We start from the raw sequence: 12,653 nt of genomic DNA, 5'->3' as shown, positions 1-12,653 counted from the left end.
CTAGAGCAACGGCTTGTAGAGGCAGTGCGTGACCGGCTCGTAGCCGAGGGAGTCGTACAGGCGCAGGGCCGGGGTGTTGCCCGCGAAGACGTTGAGGGCGATGCGGTCGCGGTCCGCCGCTCGGGTCTGCGCCTCGGCCAGGAGCATCAGGGAGCGGCCGTGCCCGCGTCCCCGGTGGGGCTCGTCCACCTCGACGTCGAAGACGAACGCGTCGTCGTCGCCGATCCTGAGCCACAGGTGACCGACCGTGGCGGCGTCCCGTGTGAGCACGCTCAGCAGGACGCCGGGGGTGGCGAGCCCCTGGGGCAGGCCCTTGGCGTGGTCGGCCTCGGACTTGGCGTGGGCCTGGGCCTCGGGCACACCGCGCTTGATCCAGGACTGCGCGTACTGCCGTTTGGCCCGCGCCAGCCACACCTCGTACTCGTCCTGGGTCATCGGCCGCCCCGTGACGCCCGGCGGCAGCGCGGCGGGCTCGGCCGGCACCGGCTTCGCCATGCGGCGGTTGCGCTCCACGTAGCCGAGTGCCCGCACGAGGCGCAGCGCCTCGGCCGCCTCCGCGGGCACGTCGACCTCGATGCGCTCGCAGCCCCAGCCCCGCGCGACCTCCTCCGCGGCGAGCGCGGCCACGGTGCCGCGCCCGCGGCGGCGGTCCGGCCCGGCGATCCGCAGGTCGCGCGCGCGGCACACGGCCGGGCCGAAGACCTCGTCGGTGGCGAGCGCTATGGAGCCGACGGGGCGGCTGTTCACACAGACGTCGTACGTGCGCGCCCTGCCGCCGTCGGCGCTGCGCTGAAGCGGCCCGCTCGGCCGCAAGGTGGTCGTCATCCCACAGGTTCTACCCGCCCCGCGGCTCAGGGATCCAGATCGGCGCCGGCCCGCTCGTCGAATGTCCGCATCGCCTTGGTGGTCACCGGGCCCGGGGCGGCGGACAGCTGGCGCCCGTCGATACGGTGCACACCCTGGACGTCGCGCAGCGTCGAGGTCAGGAAGACCTCGTCGGCGCGCTCCAGGACGTCCATCGGCAGGTCGCTCTCGCGGGCGCCCGTCCATTCGACGGCCAGGGCGCGCGTGATGCCCGCGAGGCAGCCGGAGGCGACCGGCGGGGTGAGGATCTCGCCGTCGAGCACGACGAAGACGTTGGAGCCGGTGCCTTCGCAGAGCTGCCCGACGGTGTTCGGGAACAGCGCCTCCGAGGCGCCCTTGTCGTGGGCGCGGGCGAGGGCGACGACGTTCTCGGCGTATGAAGTGGTCTTCAGGCCGGTCAGGGCGCCGCGTTCGTTGCGGGTCCAGGGGACGGTGATCACGGCGGTGGCGTCGGGGCGCCGCGTGGCCTCGCCGAGGGCCACGATCAGTGTGGTGCCCTGGTCGCCGCGGTCCGAGCCGAGCGGCGACAGGCCCCCGGTGTAGGTGATCCGCAGGCGTCCCAGGGGCAGCGGGTTGGCCTCCAGGACGGCGACGCAGGCGCGGCGCGCCTCGTCGAGGTCGGGCTCCGGCAGCCCGAGGCCCCGCGCGGAGCCGGCGAGCCGGTCCAGGTGGCGGGTGAGGGCGAAGGGCCTGCCCTCGACGGACTTCACCGTCTCGAAGACGCCGTCGCCCACCGTGAGGCCGTGGTCGAGCACGGAGACCCGCGCGGAGTCGATGTCCCGCAGCCCGCCGTTGAGCCATATCTTCACGTTCAGGTTCCTCCGCTCGCTTCGTACGCCCCCGACGCTACCGCCAGCAGCCGCGCGGCCTTCAGCTCGGTCTCCCGCCACTCCCCCTCGGGGTCCGAGCCCCAGGTGATGCCCGCTCCCGTGCCGAAGCGCAGCATTCCCTCGGCCCGGTCGATCCAGAAGGTCCGGATGCCGACGGCCAGCTCTCCGGTGCCCCGGTCGGCGTCCACCCAGCCGATGCCGCCGCAGTACGGGCCCCGGGGCGCCGTCTCCAGCTCGTCGATGATCCGCAGGGCGCTGGACTTGGGGGCGCCGGTGACGGAGCCGGGCGGGAAGGTCGCCGCGAACAGTTCCGGCCAGCCGGCGCCCGGGCGCAGCTCGCCGTGGACGGTGGAGACGAGGTGGACGAGGCCGGGGTGTTTCTCCACCGCGCACAGGTCGGGGACCGTCACCGAGCCGGTCGCGCAGACGCGCCCCAGGTCGTTGCGGACGAGGTCCACGATCATGACGTTCTCGGCGTAGTCCTTGTCCAGGAGGTCCGCCTCCGTGCGCCCGGTGCCCTTGATGGGGCCGGACTCCACGACGCGGCCCTCGCGGCGCAGGTAGAGCTCCGGGGAGGCGGTGGCCGCCTCCACGCCGTGCGCGGGCAGGCGAATCGTTCCTGCGTAGGGGGCGGGGTTCCCGCGCGCGAGGAGGGCCGTCAGGGCGTCCACGTCGGCGTCGGGCGGGACGGGCGCGGACAGAATTCGGCAGAGGTTCGCCTGATAGACCTCGCCCTTCGCGATGTACGCGCGCACCCTTCGTACGCCCTCCGTGTACGCGGCGCGGTCGAGGGAGGACGTCCAGTCGCCGCTCGCGGGGCCCCGCCACCTCCCCGGCACGGGAGCGGGCACGGCCTCTTCGCGTACGTCGTCGAAGCGGGCACAGACCAGACCTCCCTCGAAATCCGCGGACACCGCCCAGAAGCCGGTGGACTCCAGGGCCGAAGGGTCGCTGGTCACGTCGCGCAGGCCGGTGGCCACGCGGCCGCCGAACCGCGCCATGGGAGGGAGCGCCGGTGAGGACGTCAGAGGGGGGTTGTGCACGGCTGCGAGTCTATGACCGGCGTCCTGGCGGCGCCCCGGACCGGCGACAGCGCAGCACGCTGCGCAAACGCGTTTTTGTACTGGCCCGGGAATCCGCTAGAGTTCAACACGTCGCCGGGACGCGCAAGCGGACCGGGAAAGACAAGCGGACGTAGCTCAGTTGGTAGAGCGCAACCTTGCCAAGGTTGAGGTCGCCAGTTCGAACCTGGTCGTCCGCTCGCAGGAACGTGGGGGATCTTCCCGATACCCCGCACTCCTGGTGGAGTGGCCGAGAGGCGAGGCAACGGCCTGCAAAGCCGTCTACACGGGTTCAAATCCCGTCTCCACCTCCAAGGACGATTAGCTCAGCGGGAGAGCGCTTCCCTGACACGGAAGAGGTCACTGGTTCAATCCCAGTATCGTCCACTGATCTTCACGGAGACCGTCTCGACGGTGTGCCCCTGAAGGTCGAACCCGCGCGATTAGCTCAGCGGGAGAGCGCTTCCCTGACACGGAAGAGGTCACTGGTTCAATCCCAGTATCGCGCACGCAGTACGCAGCACACGCAGGTTGACCCGCGCGATTAGCTCAGCGGGAGAGCGCTTCCCTGACACGGAAGAGGTCACTGGTTCAATCCCAGTATCGCGCACCACCCCCGAAGCCCCCGGCCGTCTCCACGGCCGGGGGCTTCGTCGTTCCGGGGCTTCTCAGGAGGAGAAGAGCATGTGCCCGAAGCTCTGGTGGCGCTTGCCGTGGCCGTAGTGACCGCTGTGGCCGCCGTGCGGGGCGCCCCAGGCGGGGGCCGGTGCGGCCGGGTAGGCCTGCGGGGGCGCGGGCGGCGGCGGGGCCTGCTGACCGCCCCACTGGGCCTCCAGGCGGGTCAGGGACTCCAGCTCGCCGTAGTCCAGGAAGATGCCGCGACAGCCGCTGCACTGCTCGATCTGGACGCCATTGCGGTTGTACGTGTGCATCGGTGCGTGACACTTGGGGCACTGCATGGACGGCTCAACTCCTCGCCGGTGGTGACTGCTTCGCCGGATCTCTGCCCGGCTTCGGTGCGTCGCACCCTACTTCGTCGGGTCCCCGGCCGACTCGGGCGGGAGGGCGGGCCCCCGGCTCAGGCCGGGGCCATCCGGCCGCAGGCGTCGATCAAGGCCTGCTCGACCTCGTCCAGGGGGCGGTCGGCGGCGACGGCCTTGGCGATCGCGAGGGCGGCCGTCTGCACGGTCAGCGCGCGGGCCGGGACGTCGAGGGCCGGCCAGGGGTCGGCGCCGTCGGCCGGGACGGCCGGGCCGCCGGCCGCGCGGTAGGCGTCCAGGAAGCGGGTCCACTCCTGCGGGGCGAGCAGTCCGCACGCGTACCAGGCGGCGGGGCGGGCCAGGTCCCAAGCGGGGTCGCCCGCGCCGAGATCGTCCACGTCGATCAGCAGCCAGGTGCCGTCCGGGGTGCGCACGAGCTGGCCGAGGTGGAGGTCGCCGTGGCACAGGCGCGGCGGGCCCGGAGCGGGGGCCTCGTCGCGGGCCCAGGCCGGGAGGGCCCGCCAGGCCCGCAGGACCGGGGGCGCGCCGTGGTGCGGACCGGCCGCACGGAGCCGTCCGACGGCGCGGGCCGCCTTGGCCGGGCCCCGCATGGCGGGCAGCGGGCGCGGGAGGCCCGCCGGGTCGGTGCGGTGCAACCTCGCCAGGAGGGTGGCGGCGGCCTCCCAAGGTGCCGCGTCCGGGTCGTCGCGGTCCACGGGGGTGCCGTGGGGCCAGCAGGTGACCAGGCGGCCGTGGAGCGCGGTGGGCACGGCGGACAGGGGCGGCAAGAGGACGTCCGGGAGCCGCTCGGCCACGGCGAGGCGTACCGCCAGGTCTTTTGGTTCCGTCTCCTCGGCGTGGGCCTTCGCGACGATGTCGCCGTGGCGCACGACGGTGGCGTCAGGACGGTCCGCGAGCACGGCACCGCCCCCTTCGCCTTCACCGCAGAGGCAGCGGCCCGCGCGCGGGTGAGCCGCGCGACGGGCCGTTGCGGTCAGTGCGGGGAGGAGGGTGGTCACGGGTCCCCCGGGGTACGTGGGCGGGCTTACCGGCCGAAGCGTACGCAGTGCGGGGCGGGGGCCTCCTGCGGGGGCGGGCAGGGCGGACACGCCCGGCACTCCGCTGGTGTGATCAGGGGCCGCGTCCGGGCGGGCAGGAGAACGAGCGGACGGCCGGACTCGCTGGACGGACGGACCCCGATGACCGTCGGGGACGGCGTGGGGGCGGGTCGGGCGGTCCATGGGCGGCTGCCCGGGGCGGTTCGTCCGATGGGCTCGTGGGCGTGGTGATGCCCGCGCAGCTCCCCAGCTGCGCGGGCATCTGTGCCGTCCGCCGCACCCCCGTCCCCACGGGGTTTCCTGGCCGGATGTCCCCGCCCGGACCGCTCTTCCGGGCCCGGGGCGCCGCTCAGCGCCCCAGCATCACGCCTACGGACGACGCTTGTGTGACCACTGCTTCCCAGCCGCCGAAGACGACCACGAGCAGGGCTGCCAGCGGGAGGACCAAGGCCGTCGCCACCAGCGGGTGGCGCGTGCCGGACGGGCGGGTGCCGAACGCGGAGAACCTGCGTCCTTGCGTGCGGATCATGGTCCGCGGTGCCGTGTCCGCCATGGTTCCTCTCCTGACCGTTTCCGATGTGGATCTGCAGCGGCGAGTGGCTGACCTCGGGGGACGAGTGCTGCACTCGCCGCTTGACCTCAAATTTAGGTGTGGGAACACCCCCTGGCGTCATGCCCTCGTACCGATTGGTCGGCCTCCCGGAGGATGAGCGGCCTCCGCGTGTGTACTCCCCTGGGTGGAGACGGAGACCTAGGTCTCAGGGTCTTCCCGGAGGGGGCGGGCCGGGGTCTCGGAGTCGTCCTCCCTGGGGACGGGCTGCTCGACGAGGGCCAGGACGCGGGTCGCCATGAACCTGGCGGTACGCACCACCGAGCCGGTACGGGTGACTTCGCTCACTTCCACCACTCCTCTGCGCACCGCCGTCTCCACCCGTCGGCCCGCCCGGCTCGCCACCACCTCGTACGTCTTCGTCGTGTCCCCCGCGTCCACGACTATCTCCACGCGGTCACCCTTCACGGGATCAATCCCCCTTCGGTGCTGGCTGGTTGGAGTCGGGGCCGGTGCCAACGGCCCGTTGCGCCCCGCTCCCTGACCACTCCTCGATTTTCCCACCCGGCACTGACAATCGATCGCCTCGCGAGGGCGCGGCCTCTGCACGTGCCCGCCCGTGGAAACGTAAGCTGTGGCTCGTCAGACGGACCGGGTAGCGGGGATGGACATGGCGATGATGCGGCTCCGGCGCGAGGACCCGCGTGTCGTCGGCTCGTTCAGGCTGCACAGGCGCCTGGGCGCCGGCGGCATGGGTGTCGTCTATCTGGGCTCCGACCGGCGGGGCCAGCGCGTCGCGTTGAAGGTGATCCGGCCGGACCTGGCGGAGGATCAGGAGTTCCGGTCGCGGTTCGCCCGCGAGGTCTCCGCCGCCCGGCGCATTCGCGGCGGCTGCACGGCGCGGCTCGTCGCCGCCGACCTCGACGCGGACCGGCCGTGGTTCGCCACGCAGTACGTCCCCGGCCCCTCGCTGCACGACAAGGTCGCCGCCGAGGGGCCGCTCGCCGCGGCCGACGTGGCCGTGGTCGGCTCGGCCCTCGCCGAGGGGCTCGTCGCCGTGCACGAGGCGGGCGTCGTCCACCGCGACCTGAAGCCGTCGAACATCCTGCTGTCCCCCAAGGGGCCCCGGATCATCGACTTCGGCATCGCGTGGGCCACCGGCGCCTCGACGCTCACGCATGTGGGGACGGCCGTGGGCTCGCCCGGTTTCCTCGCCCCCGAGCAGGTGCGGGGCGCCGCCGTCACACCCGCCACCGACGTCTTCGCGCTCGGCGCGACCCTCGCGTACGCGGGCATGGCCGACTCACCCTTCGGGCAGGGCAGTTCCGAGGTCATGCTCTACCGGGTGGTGCACGAGGAGGCGCAGCTGCACGGCGTGCCGGATTCCCTGGCACCGCTGATCCGCGCCTGCCTCGCCAAGGACCCCGAGGAGCGGCCGAGCACGCTGCAACTGTCGCTGCGCCTCAAGGAGATCGCCGCCCGAGAGGCACAGGGCCTCGGCGACGTACGGCCCCCGGCGCAGCGTCAGGACCACGACCGGCCGACGGGACGGCTCGCCGAGCGCTACGCCGAACAGCGCACCCAGCGGCGGCCCGCCCCCGGCGGCACTCCCCCGCCGCGACCCGCGGCGCCACGGCCGGGCACCTCCCGGACCGGTTCGTCGCGGACCGGTGCGTCCAGGCCCGGCGTCTCACGGACCGGGTCCCGGCCGTCCGCCGCGCGGAACCAGCCGCGTTCCGGCGCCAGGCCGGCCCCGCGCAGCGGCACCGGCAGGCAGGGGCCGCGCACCAGCGGGTCGGGGCGCAGGATGATGCCCGCCAATCCGCGGTTGCTGCGCCAGCGGCTGTTCGTGTTCGTGGTCGTCACCCTGCTGGTGGCGCTGGGCATCGCGGCGGCGCAGGGCTGTCAGGGTCCCGCGCGGAGTCTCGGCGACGTGGATGTGCCGCAGCGGGGGACGACATGGCAGAGCGGCCCGGCCGAGCCGGGACGGACGCCCGGCACCTGACGGGGGCCCGCAGGAGTTACGGGCGTCCCGTCAGGGGTGCGGGCGTCCGGTCGCCACCGCGTAGAAGGCGACCGCCGCCGCCGCGCCCACGTTCAGCGAGTCCACGCCGTGGGCCATCGGGATGCGGACCCACTCGTCGGCCGCGACCAGGGCCTGGGTGGAGAGGCCGTCGCCCTCCGCGCCGAGCATCAGCGCGACGCGGTCCATACGGTGCGGGGCCACCTCGTCCAGGGACTTGGCCTTCTCGTCCGGGGTCAGGGCGAGCAGGCTGAAACCGGCCTCGCGCACGCCCTCCAGGCCCTTGGGCCAGGACTCCAGGCGGGCGTACGGCACCGAGAAGACCGCGCCCATCGACACCTTCACCGAGCGGCGGTAGAGCGGGTCCGCGCAGTCCGGCGAGAGCAGCACCGCGTCCATGCCGAGGGCTGCCGCCGACCGGAAGATCGCACCGATGTTCGTGTGATCGTTCACCGCTTCCATGACGACCACCCGGCGGTGGGTCGCGAGGAGTTCGTCGGCCGTGGGCAGCGGCTTGCGCTGCATCGAGGCCAGGGCGCCGCGGTGCACGTGGTAGCCGGTGACCCGCTCGGCGAGGTCCGGGCTGACCGCGTACACGGGTGCCGGGAGTTCGTCGATGACGTCCCGCATGACGTCGACCCACTTGGCCGACAGCAGCATCGAGCGCATCTCGTAACCGGCGTCCTTGGCCCGTCTGATGACCTTCTCGCCCTCCGCGATGAACAGGCCCTCGGCCGGTTCGCGCCTGCGGCGCAGCTCGACGTCGGTCAGGCCCGTGTAGTCACGCAGGCGGGGGTCGTCGGGGTCGTCGACGGTGATGAGATCAGCCACAGGGTGATACTGCCTTGTCGTGGGTGGGGTGCCAACGGCCGGGAGCGTGTTCCGTTACCGCTGGTTACTCGGATGGCGGGCGAGGGCCCCTCGCCTGGCTAGGCCAGGGCTTCCGGGCCGACCCGGACGACGTCCCCGATGACGATGACCGCGGGGGGCCGCACCTCGTGGGTGCGGACCGCCTCGGCGACCGTGCCGAGCGTGGCGTCCACCCGGCGCTGGGCGGCCGTGGTGCCCTCCTGGATCAGCGCCAGCGGGGTGTCCGCCGTACGGCCGTGGGCGATGAGGGCCTCGGCGATCTTGCCGATCTTGTCGACGCCCATCAGGATCACGAGCGTGCCGCGCAGCCTGGCCAGGGCGGGCCAGTCGACCAGGGAGCGCTCGTCGTCGGGCGCCACGTGGCCGCTGACCACCGTGAACTCGTGGGCGACGCCCCGGTGGGTGACCGGGATGCCCGCGGCGGAGGGGACCGAGATCGAGCTGGAGATGCCCGGCACGACCGTACAGGCGATGCCCGCCTCGGCGAGGGCCTGCGCCTCCTCCATGCCCCGCCCGAACACGTAGGGGTCGCCGCCCTTCAGCCGGACGACGGCCTTGCCCTGCTTGGCGTGCTCGATCAGGGCGTTGTTGATGGCCTCCTGGGCCATGAAGCGCCCGTAGGGGATCTTCGCGGCGTCGATGACCTCGACGTGCGGCGGCAGTTCGTCCAGGAGGTCGCGCGGGCCGAGCCGGTCGGCGATGACGACGTCCGCCGCCGCGAGCAGCCGGCGGCCGCGCACGGTGATCAGGTCGGGGTCGCCGGGGCCGCCGCCGACCAGGGCGACGCCCGGGGTCCGGGTGCGCAGGTGCGGGGCGACGAGGCTGCCGTCGCGCAGGCCCTCCACGACCGCGTCGCGGATGGCGGCGGTGCGGCGCGGGTCGCGGTCCTGCACGTCGCTGCTGAGCACGGCGACGGTGACGCCCTCGGAGCGGCCGGTGGCCGGGGTCCAGGCGGTGGCCGCCTCCGCGTCGTCGGACCGTACGCACCAGACGCGGTGCGCCTCCGCCTCCACCGACGCGCGGGTGTTGGCGTCGTCGTCGCTGGTGGCGATCAGGGCGTACCAGGCGCCTTGGAGGTCGCCGTCCTCGTAGCGCCGCCGGGTCCAGGTGATCTCGCCCGCGTCGGCCATCGCCTCCACCGAGGGGGTCGCCGAGGGGGATACGAGGAGGACGTCGGCGCCTGCCTTGATCAGGGCGGGCAGTCGACGCTGGGCGACCTGGCCGCCGCCGAGGACGACGACGCGGCGGCCTTCGAGGCGGAGGCCTACGGGGTAGGCGGGGTGTTCGGCCATGGCTGTGCGGCTCCTCGTACGGGCGGAGTCTTGAGAGGTGCGGGCCGCTGCGGCGGTGGAGCGGCTGCGTTGACGTGCGGGTTCAGTATGGCGGGGGCGGGGCGGGGCTCTCCCCCGAGCCCCGCCCCACCGCGGCTGTGACACCGTGCGGCTCCGCCGCGTGGGGCTCGCCCCGGCTCGGCTACTTCTCGGTGACGCCCGCCGAGTCGAACGTGGCCACCTCGTGCATCGCGCGGGCGGCGCTCTGGACGATCGGCAGGGCGAGCAGCGCGCCCGTGCCCTCGCCGAGACGCAGGTCCAGGTCGACCAGCGGGCGCAGGCCCAGCTTGTTGAGGGCCGCGACATGGCCGGGCTCGGCGCTGCGGTGGCCCGCGATGCAGGCCGCGAGGACCTCGGGGGCGATGGCGCGGGCGACCAGGGCGGCCGCGCCGGCGCTCACACCGTCCAGGATCACCGGCGTACGCAGGGACGCGCCGCCCAGGAGGAGGCCCACCATGGCGGCGTGCTCCAGGCCGCCGACCGCCGCGAGGACGCCGATCGGGTCGGCCGGGTCGGGCTGGTGCAGCTCCAGGGCGCGCCGGACCACCTCGACCTTGCGGGCGTGCATCTCGTCGTTGATGCCGGTGCCCCGGCCGGTGACCTCGGCGGGGTCCACGTCGGTGTAGACGGAGATCAGCGCCGCGGACGCGGTGGTGTTCGCGATGCCCATCTCGCCGGTGAGGAGCGCCTTATTGCCCGCCGCCACGAGGTCGCGGGCCGTCTCGACGCCGACCTCGATGGCCGCCTTGACCTCTTCGCGGGTCAGGGCGGGCCCGGTCGTCATGTCGGCGGTGCCCGCGCGGACCTTGCGGGGCAGCAGGCCCGGCGTGGCCGGCAGTTCGCTCGCCACGCCCACGTCGATGACGCAGACCTCGGCGCCCACCTGGTTGGCGAAAGCGTTGCAGACCGCGCCGCCGCCGAGGAAGTTGGCGACCATCTGCGCGGTCACCTCCTGCGGCCAGGCGGTGACGCCCTGGGCGTGCACGCCGTGGTCACCCGCGAAGATCGCGACGGCCGCGGGCTCCGGGATCGGCGGCGGGCACATCCGGGACAGTCCGGAGAGCTGGGCGGAGATGATCTCCAGCATGCCGAGGGCGCCCGGCGGCTTGGTCATCCGCTTCTGGCGTTCCCACGCCTCGCCGAGCGCCTTGGCGTCCAGCGGGCGGATGTTGGTGACGGTCTCCGCGAGCAGGTCGTGCGGGTCCTCGCCGGGCAGCGCACGGCGGCCGTACGTCTCCTCGTGGACGACCCAGGACAGCGGGCGCCGCTTGGACCAGCCGGCCTGCATCAGCTCGGGCTCGTCCGGGAACTCGTCGACGTATCCCACGCAGAGGTAGGCGACGACTTCGAGGTGCTCGGGCAGGCCGAGGGCACGGACCATCTCGCGCTCGTCGAAGAAGCTGACCCAGCCGACGCCGAGGCCCTCGGCGCGGGCGGCGAGCCAGAGGTTCTCGACGGCGAGCGCCGAGGAGTAGGGGGCCATCTGCGGCTGGGTGTGCCGGCCGAGGGTGTGGCGGCCGCCGCGGGTGGGGTCGGCGGTGACGACGATGTTCACCGGGGTGTCGAGGATGGCCTCGATCTTCAGTTCCTTGAACTGCTTCGCGCGGCCCTTGGGGAGGGACTTGGCGTACGCGTCGCGCTGGCGCTGGGCCAGTTCGTGCATGGTGCGCCGGGTCTCGGCGGACTTGATGACGACGAAGTCCCAGGGCTGGGAGTGGCCGACGGACGGTGCCGTGTGGGCCGCTTCCAGGACGCGCAGCAGCACCTCGTGCGGGATGGGGTCGCGGCGGAAGCCGTTGCGGATGTCGCGGCGCTCGCGCATGACGCGCAGCACGGCCTCGCGCTCGGCGTCGGCGTAGCCCGGCGCCGCGGTGCCCGGGGAGGTCAGGGACGCGGCCGCCTCCGCGGGGTCCTCGTCGATGACGAGGAGGCCCGGGGACGCGGCGGTCGGTACCTGCGCCGCCTCCGGGACGTCGTCGGCCGCGAGGAACTCGGGGCCCTCCACCGTCTCGGGCGCTTCAGGCGCTTCGGTCATCGCGGGTGCTTCGGCCACTTCGGCCATTCCAGGTGCTTCGGCCACGTCGGTCACTTCGTTCGCTTCGATCGGTTCGAACGAGATGACTTCGTCGGCCTCGTCCAACTCGTCGGCCGGGTCGGCCGTTCCGGGGGCGGCCGGGAACTCGGCCGGGGCCACCACCGGAGGTACAGGGGAATCCACGGACGGCGCGGCCGCGACCGGCGCCTCCGGGAGAGACGGCGCGGCTTCGGCGGCCTGCCCGGCGTCCACCGCCATGGGCTCGGCGCCGTCGCGCGGGGCGGGCATGGGGGCGGCGCCTTCGGGCTCCGTGGGCTCGGCCGGGGCGTCGGCGGGCTGCTGGACGGCGAGCTGCTCGGCCTCCGGGCCGGCCGCCGGGTCGTCCTGCGGGATGACCAGGGGGCGCGGCGGCGTCGGCGCGAGGTGCGGGGTGGTCGGCACGGAACCCTCGACCGGCACGAACCGACCGATGGGCGTGGGCTCGGGGGCCCCGCCCTGCTCGTCGGGGAGCGGCGCGTACTCCGGCGCGTCGGCGCCCTGCGGGCTCTGCTGTTCGGGGTGGTACTGGCCGGGTGCGGCGTGCCGGGCCTCGGCCGGGAGCACGCCGTTCGGCGCGTGGCCCTGGGCGGCGACGGCCGCGGCGTACGCGCCCTGGGCGGTGCCGGGGACGACATCGGCCTGCCCGGCCTGCGCGGTGCCCCACGGCTGGGCGGAGGCGACGGCGAACGCGGGCTCGTTCACGGCGGCGGGCATCGCCTCGGCGAACACCGGCTGCTCTTGGTCCACCGCGGGTGCCTGCTCGGGGAAGCCGCCGGGCACGGCGTCGGACCCGACAGCGAGATCGGCGCTGAAGTCGGCACCGGTCTGCGCGTCGGGACCGGCCTGGGCGGCGACGCCGAACGCGGGCTGGTTCACCGCGGCGGGCATCGCCTCGGCGAACACCGGCTGCCCCTGCTCCACCGCGGGTGCCTGCTCGGGGAAGCCGCCGGGCACGGCGTCGGACCCGACAGCGAGATCGGCGCTGAAGTCGGCACCGGTCTGCGCGTCGGGA

At 74.0% G+C, this 12,653-nt stretch carries 11 protein-coding genes and 5 tRNA genes; 6 read left to right on the top strand and 10 right to left on the bottom strand.

Annotation, left to right across the window (positions count from 1 at the left end; genetic code table 11):
- From ACZ5GP_RS21770 to ACZ5GP_RS21760, 3 genes are read right to left on the bottom strand one after another with little or no spacing between them, the layout of a single operon-like run.
- The gene (locus ACZ5GP_RS21770; RefSeq protein WP_468752401.1) at nt 1-825 is read right to left on the bottom strand and encodes a GNAT family N-acetyltransferase; all 825 of its coding nucleotides are present in this window, start codon (nt 823-825) and stop codon (nt 1-3) included.
- 26 nt (nt 826-851) lie between these two features.
- Nucleotides 852-1,673 (bottom strand): aminotransferase class IV, encoded by an 822-nt coding sequence (locus tag ACZ5GP_RS21765; RefSeq protein ID WP_468752400.1) that lies wholly within the window; start codon nt 1,671-1,673, stop codon nt 852-854.
- A gap of 2 nt (nt 1,674-1,675) precedes the next feature.
- Nucleotides 1,676-2,695, bottom strand: a complete 1,020-nt coding sequence (locus tag ACZ5GP_RS21760) for a chorismate-binding protein (RefSeq protein WP_468752545.1) — start codon at nt 2,693-2,695, stop codon at nt 1,676-1,678.
- A gap of 187 nt (nt 2,696-2,882) precedes the next feature.
- Here ACZ5GP_RS21760 and ACZ5GP_RS21755 point away from each other — a divergent pair.
- The 5 genes from ACZ5GP_RS21755 to ACZ5GP_RS21735 all read left to right on the top strand — a co-directional run bounded on the left by ACZ5GP_RS21755 (nt 2,883) and on the right by ACZ5GP_RS21735 (nt 3,368).
- Nucleotides 2,883-2,955, top strand: a tRNA-Gly gene (locus tag ACZ5GP_RS21755).
- 40 nt (nt 2,956-2,995) lie between these two features.
- Nucleotides 2,996-3,069, top strand: a tRNA-Cys gene (locus tag ACZ5GP_RS21750).
- A 1-nt stretch (nt 3,070) separates the two neighbouring features.
- Nucleotides 3,071-3,142 (top strand) — tRNA-Val (locus tag ACZ5GP_RS21745).
- 50 nt (nt 3,143-3,192) lie between these two features.
- Nucleotides 3,193-3,264, top strand: a tRNA-Val gene (locus ACZ5GP_RS21740).
- Nucleotides 3,265-3,293: 29 nt separating this feature from the next.
- A tRNA-Val gene (locus ACZ5GP_RS21735) sits at nt 3,294-3,368 on the top strand.
- A gap of 55 nt (nt 3,369-3,423) precedes the next feature.
- Here the strand turns inward: ACZ5GP_RS21735 and ACZ5GP_RS21730 are convergent.
- From ACZ5GP_RS21730 to ACZ5GP_RS21715, 4 genes are all read right to left on the bottom strand, one after another.
- Complete coding sequence (locus ACZ5GP_RS21730; RefSeq protein WP_361078675.1) at nt 3,424-3,714, bottom strand: TFIIB-type zinc ribbon-containing protein; 291 nt, start codon at nt 3,712-3,714, stop codon at nt 3,424-3,426.
- 119 nt (nt 3,715-3,833) lie between these two features.
- On the bottom strand, nt 3,834-4,754 hold the full coding sequence (locus ACZ5GP_RS21725) for a phosphotransferase family protein (RefSeq protein ID WP_468752399.1): 921 nt from the start codon (nt 4,752-4,754) through the stop codon (nt 3,834-3,836).
- 388 nt (nt 4,755-5,142) lie between these two features.
- Nucleotides 5,143-5,346, bottom strand: coding sequence for a hypothetical protein (locus ACZ5GP_RS21720; protein WP_468752398.1), 204 nt, complete (start codon nt 5,344-5,346; stop codon nt 5,143-5,145).
- 198 nt (nt 5,347-5,544) lie between these two features.
- On the bottom strand, nt 5,545-5,811 hold the full coding sequence (locus ACZ5GP_RS21715; RefSeq protein WP_468752397.1) for a hypothetical protein: 267 nt from the start codon (nt 5,809-5,811) through the stop codon (nt 5,545-5,547).
- 196 nt (nt 5,812-6,007) lie between these two features.
- Between ACZ5GP_RS21715 and ACZ5GP_RS21710 the strand changes: the two genes are divergently transcribed.
- Nucleotides 6,008-7,348 carry a serine/threonine-protein kinase gene (locus tag ACZ5GP_RS21710; RefSeq protein ID WP_468752544.1) on the top strand — a complete coding sequence of 447 codons (1,341 nt, stop codon included), beginning with the start codon at nt 6,008-6,010 and terminating at the stop codon, nt 7,346-7,348.
- 30 nt (nt 7,349-7,378) lie between these two features.
- Here the strand turns inward: ACZ5GP_RS21710 and ACZ5GP_RS21705 are convergent, their stop codons facing one another.
- The 3 genes from ACZ5GP_RS21705 to cobT all read right to left on the bottom strand — a co-directional run bounded on the left by ACZ5GP_RS21705 (nt 7,379) and on the right by cobT (nt 12,529).
- Nucleotides 7,379-8,197 carry a TrmH family RNA methyltransferase gene (locus ACZ5GP_RS21705; protein ID WP_468752396.1) on the bottom strand — a complete coding sequence of 273 codons (819 nt, stop codon included), beginning with the start codon at nt 8,195-8,197 and terminating at the stop codon, nt 7,379-7,381.
- A gap of 98 nt (nt 8,198-8,295) precedes the next feature.
- Complete coding sequence (gene cobA / locus ACZ5GP_RS21700) at nt 8,296-9,528, bottom strand: uroporphyrinogen-III C-methyltransferase (RefSeq protein WP_468752395.1); 1,233 nt, start codon at nt 9,526-9,528, stop codon at nt 8,296-8,298.
- A 181-nt stretch (nt 9,529-9,709) separates the two neighbouring features.
- Nucleotides 9,710-12,529 (bottom strand): nicotinate-nucleotide--dimethylbenzimidazole phosphoribosyltransferase, encoded by a 2,820-nt coding sequence (gene cobT / locus ACZ5GP_RS21695; protein ID WP_468752543.1) that lies wholly within the window; start codon nt 12,527-12,529, stop codon nt 9,710-9,712.
- Between the last annotated feature and the right edge of the window lie 124 nt (nt 12,530-12,653).

Source organism: Streptomyces sp. NPDC031466 (genome assembly GCF_055581265.1).
Note: the sequence above shows the minus strand (reverse complement) of the source record. Positions and strands in the feature narration are given on the sequence as shown.